Here is a 22,420-nt window from a genome sequence, read left to right as displayed (position 1 = left end):
GGGTCCTCCGGTGCGGGAGCGTTTACTTAGGTTAGCCTAACCTAAGTAATGCGGGTTGAGGGCAGCCTTGATCGTGACGGTGATCACTTCGGGGTACGTCGTGAACTACTCGGCCGCGCGCAGCTCTTCCTCGGTCATGCCCTGCCGCCAGTAGCCGACGAAGGTGACCCGGCGCCGGTCGATCCCGCGCTCGCCGACGAAGTGCCGGCGCAGCGCCTTGACGGACCCGGACTCGCCTGCGATCCAGACGTACGGGTGCTCGGCGGGCGGGAGTTGGGCGTCGCGGAGGGCGTCGAGGGCCATGGATGACCCCTCGGCGCCGGTCTCGTCCCGCACGAGCCAGGTGATCTCGGCGTCGGCCTCCGTGCCGAGGTCCTGGATGTCCCCGGCGTCGTGCACCTCGAGCCAGACGCGGGCGCGCTGTCCGGCGGGCAGGGACTCGAGGATCGCCGAGATGGCGGGCAGCGCGGTCCCGTCGCCCCAGAGCACCACGAGGTCGGTGTCGGCGGGCGGGCGGAAGCGGATCGCACGGTTGTCGGCGATCGCCGGGCCGAGCAGGAAGACCCGGTCGCCGGCGCAGGCCCGGGCGGCCCACGCGGAGGCGGGCCCGGCCGGGGTGTGCAGCACGAAGTCGATGTCGATCTCGTCGGGGTTCCGACGCAGCGACCGGAGCGTGTACGACCGCATCACGGCCCGTACGTCGTCCGGGAGTTCGCGCCAGGCCTGCCACCAGCCGTCGCCGAGCTCGACCGGTACGACCGGTTCGCTCTGGTGCGGGTGCGGCACGAACAGCGACAGGGACTGGTCGCGGCCGTCGGAGAAGAAGTGCTGCAGTTCCTCGCCGCCGAAGGTGACCCGGACCAGGGACGGGCCGAGCCGCCTCGTCCGTACGACCTGGAGGGAGAAGAAACGGAACGGGGCGGCTACGGCCGTAGTCATGTCAGCTGACCTTCTTCGCCTTCTCGATCGCCTCCGCCAGGCTGGTGAGCAGCGGGGTGCACTTGTCGTAGGACAGGATCGGCTCGGGGTTGCGGGCGATGACCTGGCCGGCCTTGACCGCGGGGAGCTTCTTCCAGGTCGCCTCGGTGATGTCGGCGGGCTGGATGGCCGAGGTGCGGTTGTCCATCATGATGATGTCCGCGTCGTACTTGTCGACGTTCTCCCAGCTCAGCGACTCGTACCAACCGCCGCCCTTGGCCTTGGACTTCTCCGAGGGCTCGACGAAGGTCACGCCGAGGGCCTTGAAGTACTCCAGGTCGACGGAGAGGTTGGAGCCGGAGACGTAGAACAGGTCGGCGCTCGCGGAGCCGGCCATCACCTTGATGTCGGGGTTGGCCTTGGTGGCCGCGCGCAGCCGGGCGGCGGCGTCCTCGAAGGCCTTCTTGGCCGCGGTGACCTTGCTCGAAGCGGTGTCCGCGCCAAGGGACTTGGCGAGTTCCAGCATGCGCTGGAGCGGCTCGGTGAGCTGGCGGTCGTAGACGGAGATGCCGACGCTCGGGGCGCCCACGGCGAGGATCTTCTTCTTCGACTCGTCCGGGACGTACCAGAGGGTGCCGGCGTCGTCGAACATCGTGGAGATCAGTACGTCGGGGGCGAGGGCCGCGTACTTCTCGATGTTGAACTGGCCCCACTCGTTGCCGAGGACGGTGACCTTGCTGATGTCCATGTCGCCGGCCTGGACGTCGGCCTTGCCGTCCTTGGTCTTCGTCGGACCGAAGACACCCTTGGACTCGATGCCGTAGTCGTACAGTGCGGCGGCGACACCGACGAACGCGACGATGTTCGCGGGGATCTTGTCCGTCTTCGCGGTCTCGCCGCGGTCGTCCTTGAAGGTCCACGGGCCGGACTTGGCCGCCGCCGTCTCCTTGCCGGAGTCACCGCTTTTCGCGTCGTCGTCCCCGCAGGCCGCGAGCACGGCACCGAGACCGAGGGCGCCGCCGGCGGCGAGGATGCCGCGTCGGGTGAGGTGGGTGACTCTGGCGTTGGGCATGGTGTGGCTGCTTTCGAACGGGGCGGAGCGCCCGCCGGACAAGTTCGAACGAAGGTTAGCCTAACCTCAGCTGATGTCCAGAGTCGGGGGCTCTGTGACCGGCGCCACATCGCCCGCTGTTCAGGTCTCGTTTTCCGGGTGTTCCCCTTTACCTCTCCTTTTATTTCGGGGAATTGGCCAAAGCGCGGGTAATCCGCGGATCAACCTTGACTATGGACGGTCAAGGTGCGTAAAAATTGCGCCAGTTGGGGACTTGTGGCTCACGGGGGGCTGTAGTGACACCTGTTCTGACGTTCCGTCAAAGACCTGTGCGCGGAAGATGGTTGACTCTCGTCACCGTCCTCGCGGTGGGCATGGGGACACTCAATGCGCTTCCTGCGGCCGCAGTTTCTTCCGTTTCCGCCGAAGAGCAGGAAAAGCAGCCGGAGTTGACCGACGCTCAGAAAGCCGCCCAGGAAGCGGTCGAGAGCGGCGAGCGCGTCGAAGTGAAGAGCGAGCGCACCGAATACGCCACCACCTACGCCAACCCGGACGGCACCACCTTCTCCCTGAGCATGTCCACCGTGCCGGTCCGTGCGCGGCAGTCCGACGGCTCCTGGGCGGAGCCCGACGCCACGCTGGAGCGACGGGCCGACGGCACCGTCGGCCCGAAGGCGAGCGTCGCGGACGTGTCCTTCTCGGGCGGCGGCTCCGGCGCCGACCTCGTGACGGTCGCCGAGGGCGGCCACTCCCTGACCGTCGGCTGGCCGGGCACCCTGCCCGAGCCGACCCTCGACGGAGCGTCGGCCGTCTACCCCGAGGTGCTGCCCGGCGTCGACCTCAGGATGACCGCGACCACCGAGGGCTACCGCGAGGTGCTCGTCGTCAAGACGCCCGAGGCCGCGGCGAGCGACGAGCTGAAGAAGCTCGACTTCCCCGTGCAGGCCCAGGGGTTGACCCTGAGCGAGGGCGCGGGCGGCGGTCTGAACGCCCTCGACGACAACGGCAACGCCGTCTTCCGCACCCCGACCGCACGCCAGTGGGACAGCGCGGGCGACGCGGCAACCTCCGGGGCGACGGGGGCGTCGGAGGCATCCGGGCCGTCCACCATGTCGCTGACCGCGGCGGACGAGCAGGTCCCGTCCGACGGCGACCACACCCCCGACCCGGCGGCCGGCCCGAGCGACGGGGACGCCTCCACGGCACTGCCGGTCACGGCGGACGCCGACTCCATCAGCGTCGTACCCGACACCGCGCTGCTCACCGGCGAGGACACGGTCTACCCGCTCTACATCGACCCCGACGTCTCCTGGGGCGAGTCCGAGCGCACGCTGCTGTCCTCCGACGGCGACACCTTCTACAACTTCTCCGGCGGCGACGACGGCGAGGGCGTCGGCTACTGCGGCACCTATGTGACCGGCGGCTACGCCTACTACTGCGGCTCCGGCTACAAGCAGCGCATGTACTTCGAGTTCGCGCCGACCGCGCTGCGCGGCAAGCGGGTGCTCGACGCCACGTTCCGGGTGACCGAGCGCTGGTCGATGTCGTGCACGCACACCACCGTGCAGCTGGTGCGGACCCCGAACATCTCCTCCGCGACCCGCTGGCCGGGGCCCACCAGCAACTGGGACATCATGGGCGACCGCACGGTGTCGGCCGGCCGCGGCACCGCCTGCGACCCGAGCCAGCCCGACGCGCCCATCGAGTTCAACGACGACCCGGCGCAGAGCTACGAGAACCTCACCAACACGGTGAAGTCCTTCGCGGCCGGCGACTTCTCCCGCCTCACGCTGATGCTCAAGGCGTACAACGAGGCGGACCCCAACGGCTGGAAGCGGTTCGACGACGACGCCGTGCTCGACGTCGACTACGTGGGCGTCCCGGCGCCGCCCACCAGTCCCGGCGTCCTGTCCGGCGAGGTCTCCTCGTGCGAGACGGACGCGAGCGACCCCGACGTCCTGTCCGACCCCACGCCCACCCTCAGCGCGGTCGCCCAGACCCTCGCCGGCGGCGAGTCCGAGGCGAACCTGCGCACCCACTTCTACGTGCAGAAGAAGAACGCCGACAACACCTGGAGCCTGATCACCGAACCCGTCCGCCCGGTCAGCCCCGGCTACACCGGAGACGGGAAGAAAGTGGAGGTCAGTTCGCCGGTGACGCTGGCGGACGGCGGAACGTACCGAATGGCCGTGTTCACCCGCTCCTACTACAACGGCGGGGCGAGCTATCTGGAGTCGCACAGCACCGTGACGACCAAGGGCTGGTGCTACTTCAAGGTCGACACCACCGCCCCCAAGGCCCCGGTGATCACCTTCGGCACCCCGTACTCCGCCTGCACCGCCAACGACTGCCCGCCGGCCGGTGGACCCGGCGTGAAGGGCACCTTCACCTTCGCCCCGGCCTCCGGTGACGCGGCCACCGTCGTCGGCTACCGCTACAAGCTGTCCTCCGCCACCGCCTGGTCGTCCACGGTCTCCGGTACGACGGTGGTGAAGAGCATCGCACCGGAGCTGGCCGGCACCCAGGTGCTCCAGGTGCAGGCGCTGGACAACGTGGGCAGCGGACGCTGGGGCGCCAAGGCGAGCGTCAAGTTCAACGTGCAGGAGGGCCAAGGGGCCAGCGGACGCTGGCACTTCAACGACAGCGCGGTCGGCTCCGGCGAGACCCTCGCCGCCGACGAGGCGACGACCGCCGGCACCCGCCACCCGGCCACCCTCTACACCACCGGCGCCGGCTGGTCCGGCTGGGGCCGCCGCGGCTCCAGCGACCGCTCGCTGTGGCTGAACGACACCTCCGACACCACCCGGCAGACCGGATACGCGGCGACCGCCTCCGCGGCCGTCAACACCCAGTCCTCGTACACCGTCTCGGCCTGGACGTACCTGACCGACAGCAGCGCCTACCGCACGGTCCTCTCCCAGACCGGCAGCGACAGCTCCGGCTTCTCCCTGTACTGGTCGGGCGGCGTCAAGCGCTGGGTGTTCCGCTTCAACTGGTCCGACAGCAGCGGCACCCGGCACTTCGTCACCAAGAACGCCCTCGCCGAGGGCCCGCCGCTCAAGGTGTGGACGCACGTCGCGGGCGTCTACGACGCCGACGAGAAGACCATCCAGCTGTACGTCAACGGACGCGCCCAGGGCACCCCGGTGGCCGTCCCGTCCGGCGGCGAGAAGCAAACCCCCGACGGCCCGCTGCAGTTCGGCCGCGCGAGCTATGTGTACGGCACCTTCGAGCAGTACTGGAAGGGCCGCATCGACGAGGCCGCCGTCTTCCAGGAGGCGCTCACGCCCGCCGCGGTCGCCACCGAGGCCAGGCTGCTGGACTCCACCGACACGGCGACCGCCACCGAGATGGTCGCCGCCTGGAACCCGGAGGGCGCGAGCGGCACCACGCTCGCCGACACCGTCACCGGCTACGCACGCACGCTGACCCTGACCGGCGGCGCCTCGCTCGACGGCGAGGCGATCGTCCTGGACGGCACCGACGACGCGGCCACCACCGCCGGACCGGTCGTCGACGACACCGGCTCCTTCACCGTCACCACCGAGGTCGAACTCGACCAGACCGCCCTCAACGCCAAGGGCACCGGCTTCATCGGGCAGATCCTCGGCCAGCGCACCGCCGACGGCTCCGCCTGGGGCCTGTGGTACGAGACGACCGGCACCGAGACCCGTTTCGACGACGACGACAATCCCTACGAAGTCCCCGTCGGCTTCTGGCGGTTCGGCCGCCTCGACGCCGCCGGCACCTTCACCGCCGTCGACTCCGACAGCGCGGCCGTGGTCGGCAGCCGGGTGCGGCTGACCGGTGTGTACGACGCGCAGGCCGGCACCATCGCGCTCTACCTCGACTCCACGCAGAACGACACCGATACCCCGTACACCGCGGTCGTCGGCTCCGGTGAACTCGCCGTCGGCAAGAGCTTCGTGAACAGCGCCTGGGGCCACTACCTGCCCGGCCGGATCTCCGACATCCGCATCTGGACGGGCGCGGCGGCCGACGGCACCCAGGTCGACACCATGACCGGCGGCTGACGACCACCGCCCTCCTTCGACTCCTTTCCCTCCGTGGCCGCGCCCGCGGCCGTGCCTTGACAGGGGTATGTCGTGAACACCGGTACGAGAGTGGTTCGTTGGCTGCGCGGCAGACGCGCGGGGATCGTGGTGACGCTGGCCGTCGCACTGGCCACCGGCGCACTGCCCACCGCCGCCGTACAGCCGGCGAGCGCCGCGACGGGCGGCCTGGGACGCCCCGACCTCCCCGAGCAACGGGACAGCGACGTCCGGGCGGTCACCGGCCTTGGCGCCGCCAAGGCCCGCGCCGCCGTCGCCACCGCACGCCAGAAAAACGCCACTCAGGCCCGCCGCGCCACCGTCGAACAGCACTCCGCCTGGCCGAAGCCGGCCCGGACGACCGTCGCTGTACCCGGCACCCGGTCGGGCCGCGCGACGACGAAGCCGGGCGGACTGCCGGTCACGGTCGCCCGCGGCAGCGTGGGCAACGTGGCCGCCGGCGACGCCACGATCCGCGTACTGGACCGCAAGTCCACCGCCGCCGCGGGCATCAAGGGCGTACTCCTCACCGCGACCGCCACAAAGCCCGGCCGCGCCCGTCTCACCCTGGACTACTCGCAGTTCGCCTCGGCCTACGGGGGTGGGTGGTCGGGGCGGATGGGGCTGGTGCGGCTGCCGGAGTGCGCGCTGACGACGCCGGAGAAGGCGGCCTGCCGTACCGGCACCCCCGTGGCCTCGGACAACGACGCCCGGAAGCAGACCGTCTCCGCCGACGTCCCGATGGCCGCGAGCGCCTCCGTCCTCGCCCTCGCCGCCACCTCCACGACGTCCCCCTCCGGGGCCGGCACCTACACCGCGACCCCGCTCTCCTCGTCCTCCACCTGGGAGGCGGGCGGCAGCGCCGGCTCGTTCTCCTGGTCGTACCCGATGAGCGTGCCGCCCGCCGCCGCCGGCCCCGCGCCCTCGCTGCAGCTGTCGTACGACTCAGGAAGCATCGACGGCCGCACCGCCTCCACCAACAACCAGACGACGACGATCGGTGAGGGCTTCGACCTGTCGGCGAGCTCCTACGTCGAGCGGTCGTACGGCAGTTGCGACAAGGACGGCCAGGACGACAAGCACGACCTGTGCTGGAAGTACGACAACGCCTCGCTCGTCCTCGAAGGCAAGTCCAGTGAGCTGGTCAAGGACGACACCACCGGCGTGTGGCGGCTGGCCAACGACGACGCCTCCACCGTCACTCACTCCACCGGCGCCGACAACGGCGACGGCGACGGCGAGTACTGGACCGTCGTCACCGGCGACGGCACCAAGTACGTCTTCGGCCTGGACAAGCTCGCGGGCGCCGGCACCGAGCGCACCGACTCGGTGTGGACCGTGCCCGTCTACGGCGACGACTCCGGCGAACCCGGCTACGACCAGGGCTCCGCCTTCGCCGACCGGGCCGCCACCCAGGCCTGGCGCTGGAACCTCGACTACGTCGAGGACACCAGCGGCAACGCGGCCAGCTACTGGTACACCAAGGAGACCAACGCCTACGGCAAGAACGGCGCCGCCACCGCCACCACCGAGTACGTCCGCGGCGGCCACCTGGACAAGATCCTCTACGGCCAGAACAAGGACACCCTGTTCACCGGCGTCACCTCCGACAAGGTGACCTTCACCTACGAGGAGCGCTGCACCGCTGCCGACTGCTCCGAGCTCAAGGACTCCACCGCGCCGAACTGGCCGGACGTGCCCTACGACGCGATCTGCAAGAAGGACGCCGACTGCGACGCGCACAGCCCGGCCTTCTTCACCCGCAAGCGGCTCACCCAGGTCGACACCTGGGCCTGGTCGGCGACCACGAGCGCCTTCACCCCGGTCGACACCTGGGCGTTCACCCAGCAGTACCTGGACGGCGGCGACATCGGCGACAGCACCGACCAGACCCTCACTCTGAAGAGCATCAAGCGGACCGGCAAGAACGGCACCGCCATCTCCCTCGACCCGATCTCCTTCACCTACCAGATGCGGGAGAACCGGGTCGACGCCACCGACGACATCCTCCCGCTGTCCCGCCCCCGCATCGAGAGCATCACCTCGGAGACCGGCTCCATCACCCGCGTCACCCTCTCCGAGCCGGAGTGCGTGCGCGGCTCGAACATGCCGGCCGCCGAGGACGACAACGCCAAGTCCTGCTACCCCCAGTACTGGGGCATCAACGGCGCGAGCGAGTCGAGCATCGACTGGTTCCACAAGTACCGGGTCCTCGCCGTCACCGTCTCCGACCCGACCGGTCACAACGACGCCGTGGAGACCTCCTACAGCTACTCCGACCCGGCCTGGCGCTACAACGAGAACCCGCTGGTCTCCGCCGACGAGCGCACCTGGTCCATCTGGCGCGGCTACGGCAAGGTGACCACCACCAAGGGCGTCGGCGCCTCCGCGACCAAGACCGTCTCCGTGTACCAGCAGGGCATGAACGGCGACCGGCTGCTGGGCTCCGACGGCAAGCCGGACCCCGACGCACGCCGCACCGCGACCGTCAAGGGCATCGGCTTCACCGGCCTCGACGTGCCCGACCAGACGGACACCGAGCAGTACTCCGGGATGCTGCGCGAGCAGATCGCCTACAACGGCACGACCCCGGTGACCGTCACCGTCAACGACCCCTGGTCGAAGAAGACCGCCACCCAGCACAAGTCGTACGCCGACAGCGAGGCCTACTACGTCCGCACCGCGAAGACGTACACCCACACCTATCTGACGGCGACCGCCGGCTGGCGCACCCGCACCACCGCCACCAGCTACGACGACTACGGCATGGCCGCCACCGTCGACGACGCCGGTGACACCGCCAAGAGCGGCGACGAGACCTGTACCCGCACCTGGTATGCCCGCAACGACTCCGTCGGCATCAACTCCCTGGTCTCCCGCACCCGTTCTCTCGCCCGCGCCTGCTCGGTCGGCGAGACCTCGCTGTCCCTGCCCACCTCGTCCGCCACCCGCGGCGACGTCCTGTCGGACACGGCGAGCTACTACGACAACACGTCGGCGACCGCGTGGAGCGCGAGCCAGACCCCCACCAAGGGCCTGAAGACCTGGGCCGGCCGGGCCTCCGCCTACCCGGCCACCGCCACGGGCGGCGAGCGCAACCCGACCGCCTGGCAGACCACCGGCACGAGCGGCTTCGACAGCCTGGGCCGGGTGGTGAGCACCACCGACGCCGGCAAGAACACCACCACCGTCGCCTACACGCCCACCACGGCGGGACCGCTGACCCGGATGGTCGTGACCAACCCCAAGACGCAGAAGTCGTACACCTACCACGATCCGGCGAGCGGCCAGATCACCAAGGTCTACGACGTCAACACCAAGCTCACCGAGACGGCGTACGACGCCCTCGGCCGCACCACCGCCGTGTGGCTGCCCAACCGCTCCCACTCCGGCGGCCAGAGCGCCAGCTACACGTACGACTACTCGGTGACCAGCGACAAACCGTCCTGGACCTCGACCGGCACGCTCAAGGCGGACGGCGACACCTACAACACCAGCTACACGGTGTACGACTCGCTGCTGCGTACCCTGCAGGTCCAGTCGCCCACCGCGCTCGGCGGCCGTCTGCTGACCGACACCCGCTACGACAACCGGGGCCTGGTCTACGAGACGTACGCGGACATCTTCGACCAGGACCACACGCCGACCGGCACCTACACCCGCGCCGAGTACGGCGAGTCCCCCAAGCAGACCGAGACCGCCTTCGACGCGGCCGGCCGCCCCATCGACAGCACTCTCTACGTCTACGGCGTCAAGCGCTGGTCGACCACGACCAGTTACACCGGTGACTCCACCGCCGTCACCGCCCTGTCCGGCGGCTCCGCCACCCGTGACATCACCGACGCCCTCGGCCGTACCGTCGAGCGCCGTGAGTACGCCGGCACCGCCACCTCCGACACCGACTACGGCGCGAGCAGCGGCGCCCCCTACACCAGCACCAGGTTCACGTACACCCTCGACGGCAAGCAGTCCACGGTGACCGGGCCCGACAAGGCCAAGTGGAGCTACGGCTACGACCTCTACGGCCGTCAGGCCACCGCCACCGACCCCGACAAGGGGAAGACGAGCACCGAGTACACGGCCCTGGACCAGGTCTCCAAGGTCACCGACTCGCGCAACACCTCACTGCTGTACGAGTATGACGTCCTCGGCCGCAAGACCGGGGAGTGGACGGGCTCCAAGACCGACGCCAACAAGCTGACCGCCTGGGCCTACGACACCCTCGCCAAGGGCCAGCTGGACTCGACGACCCGCTACGTGAGCGGCGTGGGCGGCGCCGCCTACACCAAGAAGGTCACAGCCTACGACGCCAACTACCACGCCACAGCGACCCAGTTGGTGCTGCCGTCGAGCGACGCCCTGGTCACCTCGGGCGCGGTCAAGGACACGCTGGACTTCTCGACGTACTACAACATCGACGGCACCCAGCAGTACATCAACGAGCCCGCCGCGGGCGGCCTCGCGGCCGAGAAGGTCACCTCCGAGTTCAACGGGATCGGCCTGCCGACCAGCCTCTCCGGCGCCAGCGGCTATGTCCTGGGCGTCAGTTACTCCGCCCTGGGCGAGACCGAACAGCTCACCCTGGGCACCTCCACCGCGACCGGCACCAAGAAGGCGTACCTCACCAACACCTACGAGGAGGGCACGGGCCGGCTCACCCAGGCAGTGCTGACCGACCAGACCCACGGCTACGAGCTCCAGGAGCTCAACTACGCCTACGACGACACCGGCAACGTCACCTCCATCAAGGACCCGACGACCCTGGGCGGCACCTCGGCGGCGGACAACCAGTGCTTCGCCTACGACGGCCACCGCCGCCTGACCGAGGCCTGGACGCCGGCCGGCGGCGACTGCACGGCGACTCGGACCACGTCCGGGCTGGGCGGGCCGAGCCCGTACTGGACGTCGTACACCTACACGGACTCCGGACTGCGCGCCACCGAGACAACCCACACGACGACCGCCACCACGACGAAGACCTACTGCTACAGCGCCACTCAGCCGCACGCCCTCAACGCGACCACCACGGCGGCCTCCTGCACCGGCGTCACCCCCGTCTACGGCTACGACACCGCGGGCAACACCACCGGCCGTCCCGACGGCACCGCCACCCAGTCCCTCGCCTGGTCGCCCGAAGGCAAGCTCGCCGAGCTGAAGGAGGGTACCGCCACCACCGGGTACGTGTACGACGCCGACGGCAACCTGCTCATCCGCCGCAACGCGTCCGGCGAGACCGTCCTCTACCTGGGCACGACCGAGGTCCACCTCGACAACACCACCGGCAAGTACTGGGCCCAGCGCTACTACGGCTTCGACGGCGACGCGGTCGCCCTGCGCAGCAACAAGACCGGCACCGACACCCTGTGCTGGCTCGCCGCCGACCAGCACGGCACCTCCAGCGTCGCGCTCGACTCCTCGACCCAGGCCGTCACCAAGCGCTACACCACACCCTTCGGCGCGACCCGCTCCGGCGGGACCGGCAGCTGGCCCGACGACAAGGCGTTCCTCGGCAAGACGGCGGACGCGAGCACCGGCCTGACGCATATCGGCGCCCGCGAGTACGACCCGTCGACCGGCCGCTTCATCAGCGCCGACCCGCTCCTGGAGGCCGACAAGCCGCAGACCCTCAACGGCTACACGTACGCCGCGAACAACCCGGTCTCCTTCTCCGACCCGAGTGGCGAGCAGCTCATGGAGTGCGCGGAAGGTCTGATCGAGTGCCGGGGCGGCATGCCCGTCACGCACAACAAGAAGGCCTCCTCGTCCGGCTCCGGCAGCAACGGCAAGGGCAACAGCGGCAAGACGGTCGTCCGCAACGGCGGCAAGAGCAACGTCGGCTCCGCCTGCGCCCTGACCTTCCACATGAGCGGCCACGACGCCGCCGTCTGCCAGTCCGGGTACGCGGCGCAGGTGTGGGCCATGGAGTACAAGGTCGAGGGCTACGTCACGGTGGACGTGGGCGACGGCGGCACCACCGCCAACACCGTCCCGGGCGCGAGCGGCAACAACACCGGCAACGACGGTGCCGCGGACGTCATCCTGTGGACGAAGGACAAGGTGTACATCTGGGAGGTCAAGCCGGGCAACGACTACGGCAAGACCGACGGGCCCAAGGACCTGACCAGGTATGTCGAGGGTATGTCCGACTACCTGGAGGACCAGGGCGACGACCGGACCGTGGAGCGCGGCCCAGGCCTGCTCTCCGGCCGGGCGGCGTCCCGGGAGGGCATCGTGAACGTCTGGTCCAAGGCGGAGTACCCCGGCATGCGCTTCTACGGCCGCAAGAACCGCGACAATCCCACGCCCAGGCCCGGCCCCAGCCCCACCCCAAGCCCACCGCGAGCACCGCGGCACCGGTCGAGGAACCCGCACCGGGCACGGTCGACGCCCCGGCTCTGGAACCGGCGCCGGGCCCGACCGGGGTGGCCTCGGCGGGCGGGGCGGCGGGCGGCTTCGAAGTGTCGCCGGGCGCGCAGAAGGCCGGAGCGGGAGTGATGGTCTTCACCGGTGTGCTGTTCACGGTCGGATTCATCTTCAACGGCCTGACGGGCGGGGCCTTCGCCTGACAAGGCGCCCACTAGGGTCTGAGACGACGGGAGAAGGGGAAGGCCGCGATGAATGAAGAGGCACCCAGCATGGACGTGACCATCTGGGCCACGTTGGACGAACGGGCGCCCGCACCGCGCGGGGACCTCGTCGTCCACTGGTTCCGCACCGCGATCGACTCCTTCTTCTCGGGCGAGGCGAAGGAGACCATGGGCTCCTACGCGGCCGTCACCCAGGCGATCAGCGGCGAGGAGGAGACCCGGCTCAAGGACGTCCGGCTGAACTGGACGACGCTCGCGGAAGCCTTGCGTACGCACCCCTTCTACGCGAGTGCCGGCTTCCACGAGTCGTCGGTGGACGAGGAGGAATGGGTCGACGACTTCGGGCGCGTGGGCAGCCAGCACCGGGGCCGCGGCGGTACGCACACCGAGCTGTCCGCGGCCCTCCTGGCCGGGGACCGGATCTCCGACCCCGCCTTCTGCGCCCGCCTCGTCGACTTCCTGGTCACCGCCCTCGACGGCGCGAATCCCGTCTTCGCCCGCGTCGACCACCTGAACTTCCACGACACCCCCGACCTGGAGGCGGCGCTGCGGCGGACCCACCGCAGGTACCTCCAGGAGTCCCGCACCTACCTGCGCGGCTACTCCTGGATCACCGTCGTGCCCGCCGAACTCGACGCCCGCCTCGGCGGCGCCCCGCGCCTCACCGCGACCGGCGCCTTCCACGCCGTACGGGAACTGCGGGGCGGCGGCCTGCTGCTGCAAGCGACCGGGACGCTCGCCGGGTACGACGACCGGGCCATGCGCCAGGTCTTCCGTGCCCTCGCCCCCGTACTCCCACCGGGCATCCCGCAGGACGACCCCGCCCGCGAGTACCTCCGTGTGGTGTTCGAGGACGCGAGCGGGGTCTGAGGCGTATCAGGTGAACCCCTTGGACACGCTCATCCGGGAGCACGTGGCCCCGGTCACGAGGGCAGCGGGCTTCGCGAAGAAGAGCAGGATCTTCCGGCGGGCCGCGCCGAACGGCGATCACGCGTTCCTGCACATCGACGCGGATGCGGTGGATCCCGAGAAGTCCGTCTTCGAGGTGAGCTTCTGGATGGTGCCCCTGCCGAGTTGGGAGTTTCGTGTATCGGAGCCACCGAGGAGGCGGTTCCGTACCGAGTTCCCCCCGGCCCCGGCCGCACGAACGGCAGCCACCTGGGCCCGCGAAGCCGGCCTCACCCCGGACCCCGCGGGCCTCCTCGCGACGTTCGCGGAGGAGGACAGCGACTTCGCGGAGGAGCTGTTCTTCCGGATGCTGGACCAGCTGGGCATCGGACCGGCCGAGTGACGGTGCCGTCCGGTCCGGCCGGTCAGCCCACCAGCCCCAACTCCCGTGCGATCAGCATCCGTTGCACCTCGCTCGTGCCCTCCCCGATCTCCAGGATCTTCGAGTCGCGCCACATCCGGGCCACCGGGTACTCGTTCATGAAGCCGTAGCCGCCGTGGATCTGGGTGGCGTCGCGGGCGTTGTCCACCGCGATCGTCGACGAGTACAGCTTCGCCAGGGCCGCCTCCTTCTTGAAGGGGGCGCCCGTCACCAGGCGGGCGGCCGCGTCGCGCCAGGCGAGGCGGGCCGTGTGGGCCTTCATCTCCATGTCGGCGATCTTGAACTGGATGGCCTGGTTGGCGCCGATGGGCCGCCCGAAGGCGTGCCGTTCCTTGGCGTACTTCACCGACTCGTCCACGCAGCCCTGGGCCAGGCCCGTCGAGAGGGCCGCGATCGCGATCCGGCCCTCGTCGAGGATGCGCAGGAACTGGGCGTAGCCGCGGCCGAGTTCGCCCAGCAGGTTCGCCGCCGGGACCCGGACGTCCGAGAAGGACAGCTCGCGGGTGTCGGACGCGTTCCAGCCGACCTTCGAGTACGGCGCCGCCACCGAGAACCCCGGTGTGCCGGACGGGACGATGATCGAGGAGATGAGGGGCTTGCCGTCGGGCCCCCGGCCGGTCACCGCCGTGACCGTCACCAACCCCGTGATGTCCGTGCCCGAGTTGGTGATGAAGCACTTGGTGCCGTTGATCACCCACTCGTCCGTCGACTCGTCCAGGCGGGCCGTGGTGCGGGTCGCCCCCGCGTCGCTGCCGCCGTCCGGCTCGGTCAGGCCGAAGGCCCCCAGGATCTCGCCCGTACACAGGCGCGGGAGCCACTCCTGCTTCTGTTCCTCCGTGCCGAAGAGGTGGATCGGCATCGCGCCCAGCGACACCCCCGCCTCCAGGGTGATGGCGACGGACGAGTCGACCCGGGCCAGTTCCTCCAGGGCCACGCCCAGCGCCAGATAGTCGCCGCCCATACCGCCGTACTCCTCGGGGAACGGCAGCCCGAACAGGCCCATGCGGCCCATCTCGCGGACGATCTCGTAAGGGAACTCGTGGTGCTCGTAGAACTCGCCGATCTTGGGAGCCACGACGTCGTGCGCGAACTCCTCGACGGTGCGCCGGAGTTCCTCCAGCTCGGGGGAGAGTCGGTAGTCCATGGCGGTGATCACTGCTCCTGGTGGGAGAGGGCTCGGACGGTGCGGGACGGGCTGGGTCGGCCCAGTTGTTCGGCCATCCACACGCTGGTGGCGACGAGACGGCCGAGGTCGACTCCGGTGTCGATGCCGAGACCCTGAAGCATCCACACGAGGTCCTCGGTGGCGAGATTGCCGGTGGCGGACTTGGCGTACGGGCAGCCGCCGAGGCCGCCGGCGGAGGCGTCGACCGTGGTGACGCCGTGCTGGAGGGCGGCCAGGGTGTTGGCGAGCGCCTGGCCGTAGGTGTCGTGGAAGTGCACGCCCAACTTCTCGACGGGTACGTCCAGTTCGGTCAGCAGGGCCTGTACGTGACCCGGTGTCGCCACCCCGATCGTGTCGCCGAGGCTCAGCTCGTCGCAGCCCATGTCCAGCAGCGCCCGGCAGACCCGCACCACCTGGGGGACCGGGACCGCCCCCTCCCACGGGTCGCCGAAGCACATGGACAGATAGCCGCGGACATGCCCGCCGGCCGCCTTCGCCCGGCCGACCACCGGCTCGAACATGGCCAGCGCCTCGTCCACGGTCCGGTTGAGGTTGGCCTTGGCGAAGGACTCGGTGGCGCTGGCGAAGACGGCGACCCGGCGGGCGCCGAGGGCGAGGGCACGGTCCAGCCCGCGCTCGTTCGGCACCAGCACCGGAAGGTCGACGGGAAGGCCGGTGATCTGCGGGAACAGGTCCTCGGCGTCGGCGAGTTGGGGCACCCACTTCGGGTGTACGAAGCTCGTCGCCTCGATCGTGGTCAGTCCGGCATCCGCCAGCCGCCGCACGAACTCCGCCTTCACCTCCGTCGGTACGGTCGACTTCTCGTTCTGCAGACCGTCCCGCGCGCCGACCTCGTGGATCCGTACCCGCGCGGGCAGGTCCGGGGCCGGTACGACCATGGGCAGTGTCACTGGTCCTCCTCCGCTGCCGCGATGACGGCGAGCACCTGGTCCATGGCGACCGTCGTCCCGGGCGTGACGTCCAGCTCGGCGACGGTGCCCGCGTGCGGGGCGGAGACGACGTGCTCCATCTTCATCGCCTCGACCACCAACAGGCTCTGCCCGGCGGCCACTTCGTCCCCCACGGCCACCTTCACCACGGTCACCGTCCCCGGCATCGGTGCGGTCAGCGAGTCGGCCCCCGCATGCCCCGCGCCGGTGAGGGACGCGGCGACCGGGTCGTGGTCCCGCACCTGCCAGGCGTCACCGTCCCGCCCGATCCAGTCGGCGGCCCGGTGGAAGGTGTGCCGGACGCCGTCGAGGGTGACGGAGACGCCGTCGGGGGTGACGGCGTGGGTGCCGCGTGGCACGTACTCGACCGGATCCTGCACACGCAGATGGAATCCGACCGCCCGGGGAACACCCCCCAGCCGCCAGCCGCTCGGCACCGAGAAGGGGTCGACCCAGCCACTGTCGCGCGGCCTCAACCCGTCCAGCCGTACGGCCGCCGCAGCCTCGTACACCTCCTCCGGTACGTCCGTGGAGACCAGCCCGTCGACCTCCCGCTCCACCAGCCCGGTGTCCAACTCGCCCGCCACGACCGCCGGATGGGCGAGCAGCCGTCGCAGGAAGCCGGCGTTCGTCTGCACGCCCAGCGTCACCGTCTCCGCGAGCGCGGCCCGCAGCTTCCGGATCGCCGTCTCCCGGTCCGGCCCGTACGCGATCACCTTGGACAGCATCGGGTCGTACAGCGAACCGACCTCGGTGCCCTCGCTGAGCCCGGAGTCGGTGCGCACCCCGTCGCCCTGCGGCTCGTGCAGCCGCAGCACCGTGCCGCCGGAGGGGAGGAATCCACGCGCGCCCTCTTTGATGGACACAGTCTCGGCACACACGCGTGCCTCGATGGCGTGCCCGGTGAGGCTGATGTCGCCCTGCTGGTAAGGCAGTCGCTCACCCGCCGCCACTCGCAGCTGCCACTCCACCAGGTCGAGGCCGGTGATCAGCTCGGTGACCGGATGCTCCACCTGGAGCCGCGTGTTCATCTCCATGAAGTAGTACGACGACGGGTCGCCGCCGGGGACGATGAACTCCACCGTGCCCGCGCCCCGGTACCCGCAGGAGCGGGCGGCCTGGACGGCGGCCTCGCCCATGGCGGCCCTGGTCCCCTCGTCGAGGAGCACGCTCGGCGCCTCCTCGATGATCTTCTGGTGCCGGCGTTGCAGCGAGCACTCGCGCTCGCCGAGGTGGACGACGTTCCCGTGGCCGTCGGCCAGCACCTGGATCTCGATGTGCCGGGGCCGGTCCACCCACCGCTCCACGAGGAGCGTGTCGTCGCCGAAGGAGGCGCGGGCCTCGCGGCGGGCGGCGGCGATCTCCTCGGACAGCACGGCGAGGTCCCGGACCAGCCGCATGCCCTTGCCGCCACCGCCGGCCGACGGCTTGAGCAGCACCGGTGCGCCCAACTCGCGGGCCGCCCGCTCCAGTTCCGGGTCACGGCCGCCCGGCACGACCGGCACCCCGGCCGCCTCCACCGTCTCCTTGGCCCGGATCTTGTCGCCCATCAGGGAGATGGCCTCGGCGGGCGGCCCGATGAAGACCAGTCCGGCGTCGGCGCAGGCACGCGCGAAGCCGGCGTTCTCGGCGAGGAAGCCGTATCCCGGGTGCACCGCCTGGGCGCCGGTGCGGGCCGCCGCCTCCAGCAGCCGCTCCACCGACAGATAGCTCTCGGCCGCCGGCGCCGGACCGATCCGTACCGCCGTGTCGGCCTCCCGGACGTGCCGGGCGTCCGCGTCCGCGTCGGAGAAGACGGCCACCGAGCGCACGCCCAGCGAGCGGAGCGTACGGATCACACGGACGGCGATCTCACCGCGGTTGGCGACCAGCACTGTGTCGAACATCGGCCCTCACATCCGGAAGACGCCGAACTGAGGCTCACTCAGTGGCGCGTTGGCACAGGCGGTCAGTGCGAGACCCAGCACCTGGCGGGTCTCCAGCGGGTCGATGACCCCGTCGTCCCAGAGGCGGGCCGTCGCGTAGTAGGCGTTGCCCTGGCGCTCGTACTGCCGGCGGATCGGCGCCTTGAAGGCCTCTTCCTCGTCCGCCGGCCAGGAGTCCCCACGCCCCTCCAACTGGTCGCGCTTGACGGTCGCGAGGACGGACGCGGCCTGTTCGCCGCCCATGACGGAGATCTTGGCGCCGGGCCACATCCACAGGAAGCGGGGGGAGTAGGCGCGGCCGCACATCGAGTAGTTGCCCGCGCCGTACGAGCCGCCGACCACCACCGTCAGCTTCGGCACGCGCGTGCAGGCGACCGCCGTCACCATCTTGGCGCCGTGCTTGGCGATGCCGCCCGCCTCGTAGTCCTTGCCGACCATGAAGCCGGAGATGTTCTGGAGGAAGAGGAGCGGGATGCCGCGCTGGTCGCACAGCTCGATGAAGTGGGCGCCCTTCTGGGCGGATTCGGAGAACAGGATGCCGTTGTTGGCGACGATGCCGACCGGGTGGCCGTGGATCCGGGCGAAGCCGGTGACCAGGGTCTGCCCGAACTCGGCCTTGAACTCGGCGAAACGCGAACCGTCGACCACGCGCGCGATGACCTCGCGGACGTCATAGGGGGTGCGCGGGTCGACCGGCACCGCGCCGTACAGCCCGTACGGATCCATCTTCGGCTCGGCGACCGGCGCGACCTCCCAGGGCAGCGGTCCGCGCGCGGGGAGCGTAGAGACGATGTTCCGCACGATGCGCAGGGCGTGGGCGTCGTCCTCGGCCAGGTGGTCGGTGACGCCGGAGACGCGGGAGTGGACCTCGCCGCCGCCGAGCTCCTCGGCGGTCACCACCTCACCGGTGGCGGCCTTCACCAAAGGGGGCCCGCCCAGGAAGATCGTCCCCTGGTTGCGGACGATCACGGCCTCGTCGCTCATCGCGGGCACATACGCCCCGCCCGCCGTGCACGACCCGAGCACCGCCGCGACCTGCGGGATCCCGGCGCCGGACATCCGCGCCTGGTTGTAGAAGATCCGCCCGAAGTGCTCGCGGTCCGGGAACACCTCGTCCTGCATCGGCAGGAAGGCGCCGCCGGAGTCGACCAGGTAGACGCAGGGGAGGCGGTTCTCCAGGGCCACCTCCTGGGCCCGGAGGTGCTTCTTCACCGTCATCGGGTAGTACGTGCCGCCCTTGACGGTCGCGTCATTGGCGACGATCACGCACTCGCGCCCGCTGACCCGCCCGATCCCGGCGATCACACCGGCGGCCGGGGCCGCCCCGTCGTACATCCCGTCGGCCGCGAGGGGCGCCAGCTCCAGGAAGGGCGAGCCCGGGTCGAGGAGCGTGTCCACGCGGTCGCGCGGCAGCAGCTTGCCGCGCGCGGTGTGCCTGGCCCGCGCCTTCTCGCCGCCGCCGAGGCGCGCCGCGGCCAGCTTGCCGTGCAGCTCCCCGACCAGCGCGCGGTGCGCCGCCTCGTTGGCCCGCCAGGCCTCCGACGCGGGGTCTGCCGCGCTCGTCAGCTCCGGTGCCTCGTGCATCCTGCGGTCCCCTCACCCAGTGGTCGACTGTTAATGAGCGTTAACCATCTCCTTCAGGTTAACGACCGCTAACCTCCCTGTCTAGAATTACTTCCATGGCCACCAGAACCGACGCCCCCACCCGCCGCGAGCAGATCCTCAAGGAGGCCGCGCGGCTGTTCGCCGAGCGCGGTTTCCACGGGGTCGGCGTCGACGAGATAGGTGCCGCGGTCGGCATCAGCGGCCCCGGTCTCTACCGCCACTTCGCGGGCAAGGACGCGATGCTCGCCGAGCTGCTGGTCGGCATCAGCGGGCAGCTGCTGACGGGGGCGAAACGGCGGCTGCAGGAGGCCGACGGGAGCGCCGCCGACACGGTGCTCGACTCGCTCATCGAGGGGCACATCGACTTCGCGCTCGACGACCGCCCCCTGATCACCCTGCACGACCGCGAGCTGGACCGCCTCCGGGACAGCGACCGCAAGCTCGTACGGCAGCTCCAGCGGCAGTACGTCGAGCTGTGGGTGGAGGTGGTCCGCGAGGTCTATCCGGGCCTGGCCGAACCGGCGGCCCGCTCGGCCGTCCACTCGGTCTTCGGCCTCCTGAACTCCACCCCCCACCTGGGCCGCCCGGGCTCCCTCCCGGGCCGCGCGGGCACGGCGGAGCTGCTGCACCGGATGGCCAGGGGCGCCTTCGCGGCCGCGGGGGCGTGACGAGCGTTACGGGGGTTGGCCACTGGACGGCCTTGCCTACTCGCCGGTACCTTTGAGTCTGAGCAAGCGCTTAGACAGAGGACCCAGGAGGTAGCGCGGTGCGTCGTACGGTGTTCAACGAGGATCACGAGGCGTTCCGGGAGACCCTCCGGGCCTTCATCGAGGCCGAGGTCGTACCGGTCTACGACGAGTGGTTCGCCGCCGGCCAGGCGCCGCGCGAGTTCTACTACAAGCTCGCCGAGCTGGGCCTCTTCGGCATCAACGTGCCGGAGGAGTTCGGCGGCGCCGGCATCGACTCGTACAAGTTCGAGGCCGTGATGTACGAGGAGACGGCCCGCGCGGGCGTCCACTTCGGCGGCTCCGGCGTGCACGTGCTGCTCGCCCTGCCGTACATCAAGATGCTCGCCACCGACGAGCAGAAGAAGCGGTACCTGGAGAAGTTCGTCACCGCCGAGGAGATGTGGGCCCTCGCGATGACCGAGCCGGGCACCGGCTCCGACCTCGCGGGCATGAAGACCACCGCGAAGCTCTCCGAGGACGGCACGCACTACGTCCTCAACGGCTCCAAGACCTTCATCACGGGTGGCGTGCACGCCGACCGCGTGATCGTCTGCGCCCGCACCGCCGCGCCGACCGCCGAGGACCGCCGCCACGGCATCTCCCTCTTCGCCGTGGACACCAAGTCCGAGGGCTACTCCATCGGCCGCAAGCTCGACAAGCTCGGCCTGCGCACGTCCGACACCGCCGAGCTCGCCTTCGTCGACGTCAAGGTGCCGGTCGAGGACCTGCTCGGCGAGGAGAACAAGGGCTTCTACTACCTCGGCCACAACCTCGCCTCCGAGCGCTGGGGCATCGCCTTCGGCGCCTACGCGCAGGCCAAGGCCGCCGTCCGGTTCGCCCAGCAGTACGTCACGGACCGCACCGTCTTCGGCAAGACCGTCGCGTCCTTCCAGAACACCAAGTTCGAGCTGGCCGCCTGCAAGGCCGAGGTGGACGCCGCGGAGGCCGTCGCCGACCGCGCCCTGGAGGCCCTGGACGCCGGTGAGCTGACCCCCGCCGAGGCCGCCTCCGCCAAGCTGTTCACCACCGAGGTCGCGCACCGCGTCATCGACCGCTGCCTCCAGCTGCACGGCGGCTACGGCTTCATGAACGAGTACCCGATCGCCCGCCTGTACGCGGACAACCGCGTCAACCGCATCTACGGCGGCACCAGCGAGATCATGAAGACGATCATCGCGAAGGACATGGGTCTGTAAGCCGTCCGCAATTACCGGCCGGTACAACAGTTCTCATGAGCCAGGCACTACAGGATCTCCTCGATCTGCTCGACCTGGAGCAGATCGAGGAGAACATCTTCCGCGGCCAGTCGCGGTCCGCCGTCGTCCCGCGCGTCTTCGGCGGACAGGTGGCGGCCCAGGCGCTGGTCGCCGCCGGGCGTACGGTCCCCGCGGACCGGCACGCCCACTCCCTGCACGCGTACTTCCTGCGCCCCGGCGACCCGGGCGCGCCCATCGTGTACACGGTCGAGCGGATCCGCGACGGCCGTTCCTTCACCACCCGGCGGGCCGTCGCGGTCCAGCACGGCCGGCCGATCTTCGCGCTCTCGGCGTCCTTCCAGACGTACGAGGAAGGCCTCGACCACCAGGCGCCGATGCCGCCCGCGCCCGACCCGGTCAGCCTGCCCACCTCCCAGGAGCGGCTGCGCGGCTACGACCACCTCCCGGCCGAGATCACCGAGAGGTTCCTGGAGGCCCGCGAGGCCGTCGACCTGCGCTACGCCGAGGAGCCGCCGTACGGGAAGTACGGCGAGCCGCGCGAGCCGCACTCGCAGGTGTGGTTCCGCACCAACGGCAAACTGGCCGACGACCCTCTCCTGCACGTCGTCCTCGCCACCTATGTCTCCGACATGACCCTGCTCGACTCGATCCTGCTCGCGCACGGCCGCGGCGGCTGGGCGGTCGGTGACGTGGTCGGGGCCTCGCTGGACCACGCGATGTGGTTCCACCGCCCGTTCCGCGCCGACGAATGGCTGCTGTACGACCAGGAGTCGCCGTCGGCGCACGGCGGCCGGGGCCTGGGCCAGGCCCGGATCTACACGCAGGACGGAAAGCTGGCCGTCTCGGTCGTACAGGAAGGCGTGGTGCGCGTCCCTCGGGAAGACTGAGGGGC

Annotated in this window: 13 protein-coding genes; 7 read left to right on the top strand and 6 right to left on the bottom strand. The window is 70.3% G+C overall.

Annotated elements, in window-relative coordinates:
* Positions 1-105 precede the first annotated feature (105 nt).
* Both ACQEWB_RS18120 and ACQEWB_RS18115 read right to left on the bottom strand, forming a co-directional pair.
* On the bottom strand, positions 106-939 hold the full coding sequence (locus ACQEWB_RS18120; RefSeq protein ID WP_432832150.1) for a siderophore-interacting protein: 834 nt from the start codon (positions 937-939) through the stop codon (positions 106-108).
* Between the two features lies 1 nt (position 940).
* Positions 941-1,990 (bottom strand): ABC transporter substrate-binding protein, encoded by a 1,050-nt coding sequence (locus ACQEWB_RS18115; protein ID WP_432832148.1) that lies wholly within the window; start codon positions 1,988-1,990, stop codon positions 941-943.
* 353 nt (positions 1,991-2,343) lie between these two features.
* Here ACQEWB_RS18115 and ACQEWB_RS18110 point away from each other — a divergent pair, with 353 nt between their 5' ends.
* The 4 genes from ACQEWB_RS18110 (at position 2,344) to ACQEWB_RS18095 (ending at position 13,899) form a co-directional block, all read left to right on the top strand.
* Positions 2,344-6,003, top strand: a complete 3,660-nt coding sequence (locus ACQEWB_RS18110; protein WP_432843875.1) for a LamG-like jellyroll fold domain-containing protein — start codon at positions 2,344-2,346, stop codon at positions 6,001-6,003.
* A 72-nt stretch (positions 6,004-6,075) separates the two neighbouring features.
* Positions 6,076-12,516 (top strand): RHS repeat domain-containing protein, encoded by a 6,441-nt coding sequence (locus ACQEWB_RS18105; protein ID WP_432832145.1) that lies wholly within the window; start codon positions 6,076-6,078, stop codon positions 12,514-12,516.
* A gap of 119 nt (positions 12,517-12,635) precedes the next feature.
* The gene (locus ACQEWB_RS18100) at positions 12,636-13,478 is read left to right on the top strand and encodes a hypothetical protein (protein ID WP_432832143.1); all 843 of its coding nucleotides are present in this window, start codon (positions 12,636-12,638) and stop codon (positions 13,476-13,478) included.
* A gap of 19 nt (positions 13,479-13,497) precedes the next feature.
* Entirely contained in the window at positions 13,498-13,899 is a 402-nt protein-coding gene (locus ACQEWB_RS18095) for a hypothetical protein (protein WP_432832141.1), read from the top strand.
* Positions 13,900-13,921: 22 nt separating this feature from the next.
* Here ACQEWB_RS18095 and ACQEWB_RS18090 read toward each other — a convergent pair whose 3' ends face one another.
* Genes ACQEWB_RS18090 through ACQEWB_RS18075 form a run of 4 tightly spaced genes read right to left on the bottom strand, consistent with a single transcriptional unit; the run spans position 13,922 to position 19,562 of the window.
* Positions 13,922-15,082: an acyl-CoA dehydrogenase family protein gene (locus tag ACQEWB_RS18090; RefSeq protein ID WP_432832139.1), complete on the bottom strand. Its 1,161-nt coding sequence runs from the start codon at positions 15,080-15,082 to the stop codon at positions 13,922-13,924.
* Between the two features lie 8 nt (positions 15,083-15,090).
* Complete coding sequence (locus ACQEWB_RS18085) at positions 15,091-16,014, bottom strand: hydroxymethylglutaryl-CoA lyase (protein ID WP_432832137.1); 924 nt, start codon at positions 16,012-16,014, stop codon at positions 15,091-15,093.
* Positions 16,011-17,939, bottom strand: a complete 1,929-nt coding sequence (locus ACQEWB_RS18080; protein WP_432832135.1) for an acetyl/propionyl/methylcrotonyl-CoA carboxylase subunit alpha — start codon at positions 17,937-17,939, stop codon at positions 16,011-16,013. Before ACQEWB_RS18080 ends, ACQEWB_RS18085 begins: the two co-directional genes overlap by 4 nt.
* A gap of 6 nt (positions 17,940-17,945) precedes the next feature.
* Positions 17,946-19,562, bottom strand: coding sequence for a carboxyl transferase domain-containing protein (locus ACQEWB_RS18075; RefSeq protein ID WP_432832133.1), 1,617 nt, complete (start codon positions 19,560-19,562; stop codon positions 17,946-17,948).
* A 95-nt stretch (positions 19,563-19,657) separates the two neighbouring features.
* Between ACQEWB_RS18075 and ACQEWB_RS18070 the strand changes: the two genes are divergently transcribed.
* The 3 genes from ACQEWB_RS18070 (at position 19,658) to ACQEWB_RS18060 (ending at position 22,415) form a co-directional block, all read left to right on the top strand.
* Positions 19,658-20,251 carry an SACE_7040 family transcriptional regulator gene (locus ACQEWB_RS18070; RefSeq protein WP_432832131.1) on the top strand — a complete coding sequence of 198 codons (594 nt, stop codon included), beginning with the start codon at positions 19,658-19,660 and terminating at the stop codon, positions 20,249-20,251.
* Positions 20,252-20,349: 98 nt separating this feature from the next.
* Entirely contained in the window at positions 20,350-21,507 is a 1,158-nt protein-coding gene (locus tag ACQEWB_RS18065; protein ID WP_432832129.1) for an acyl-CoA dehydrogenase family protein, read from the top strand.
* Positions 21,508-21,542: 35 nt separating this feature from the next.
* Positions 21,543-22,415 carry an acyl-CoA thioesterase gene (locus tag ACQEWB_RS18060; RefSeq protein ID WP_432832127.1) on the top strand — a complete coding sequence of 291 codons (873 nt, stop codon included), beginning with the start codon at positions 21,543-21,545 and terminating at the stop codon, positions 22,413-22,415.
* Positions 22,416-22,420: the final 5 nt, after the last annotated feature.

The sequence above is a fragment of the Streptomyces sp. CA-249302 genome, from assembly GCF_050936785.1.
Classification (GTDB): Bacteria; Actinomycetota; Actinomycetes; order Streptomycetales; family Streptomycetaceae; genus Streptomyces.
Note: the sequence above shows the minus strand (reverse complement) of the source record. Positions and strands in the feature narration are given on the sequence as shown.

Excerpts from the sequence above, each read along its gene's own strand:
- ACQEWB_RS18100 (WP_432832143.1), top strand. The coding sequence starts at position 12,636 with ATGAATGAAGAGGCACCCAGCATGGACGTGACCATCTGGGCCACGTTG.
- ACQEWB_RS18070 (WP_432832131.1), top strand. The coding sequence starts at position 19,658 with ATGGCCACCAGAACCGACGCCCCCACCCGCCGCGAGCAGATCCTCAAG.
- ACQEWB_RS18120 (WP_432832150.1), bottom strand. The coding sequence starts at position 939 with ATGACTACGGCCGTAGCCGCCCCGTTCCGTTTCTTCTCCCTCCAGGTC.
- ACQEWB_RS18115 (WP_432832148.1), bottom strand. The coding sequence starts at position 1,990 with ATGCCCAACGCCAGAGTCACCCACCTCACCCGACGCGGCATCCTCGCC.
- ACQEWB_RS18090 (WP_432832139.1), bottom strand. The coding sequence starts at position 15,082 with ATGGACTACCGACTCTCCCCCGAGCTGGAGGAACTCCGGCGCACCGTC.
- ACQEWB_RS18075 (WP_432832133.1), bottom strand. The coding sequence starts at position 19,562 with ATGCACGAGGCACCGGAGCTGACGAGCGCGGCAGACCCCGCGTCGGAG.
- ACQEWB_RS18110 (WP_432843875.1), top strand. The coding sequence starts at position 2,344 with ATGGGGACACTCAATGCGCTTCCTGCGGCCGCAGTTTCTTCCGTTTCC.
- ACQEWB_RS18060 (WP_432832127.1), top strand. The coding sequence starts at position 21,543 with ATGAGCCAGGCACTACAGGATCTCCTCGATCTGCTCGACCTGGAGCAG.
- ACQEWB_RS18080 (WP_432832135.1), bottom strand. The coding sequence starts at position 17,939 with ATGTTCGACACAGTGCTGGTCGCCAACCGCGGTGAGATCGCCGTCCGT.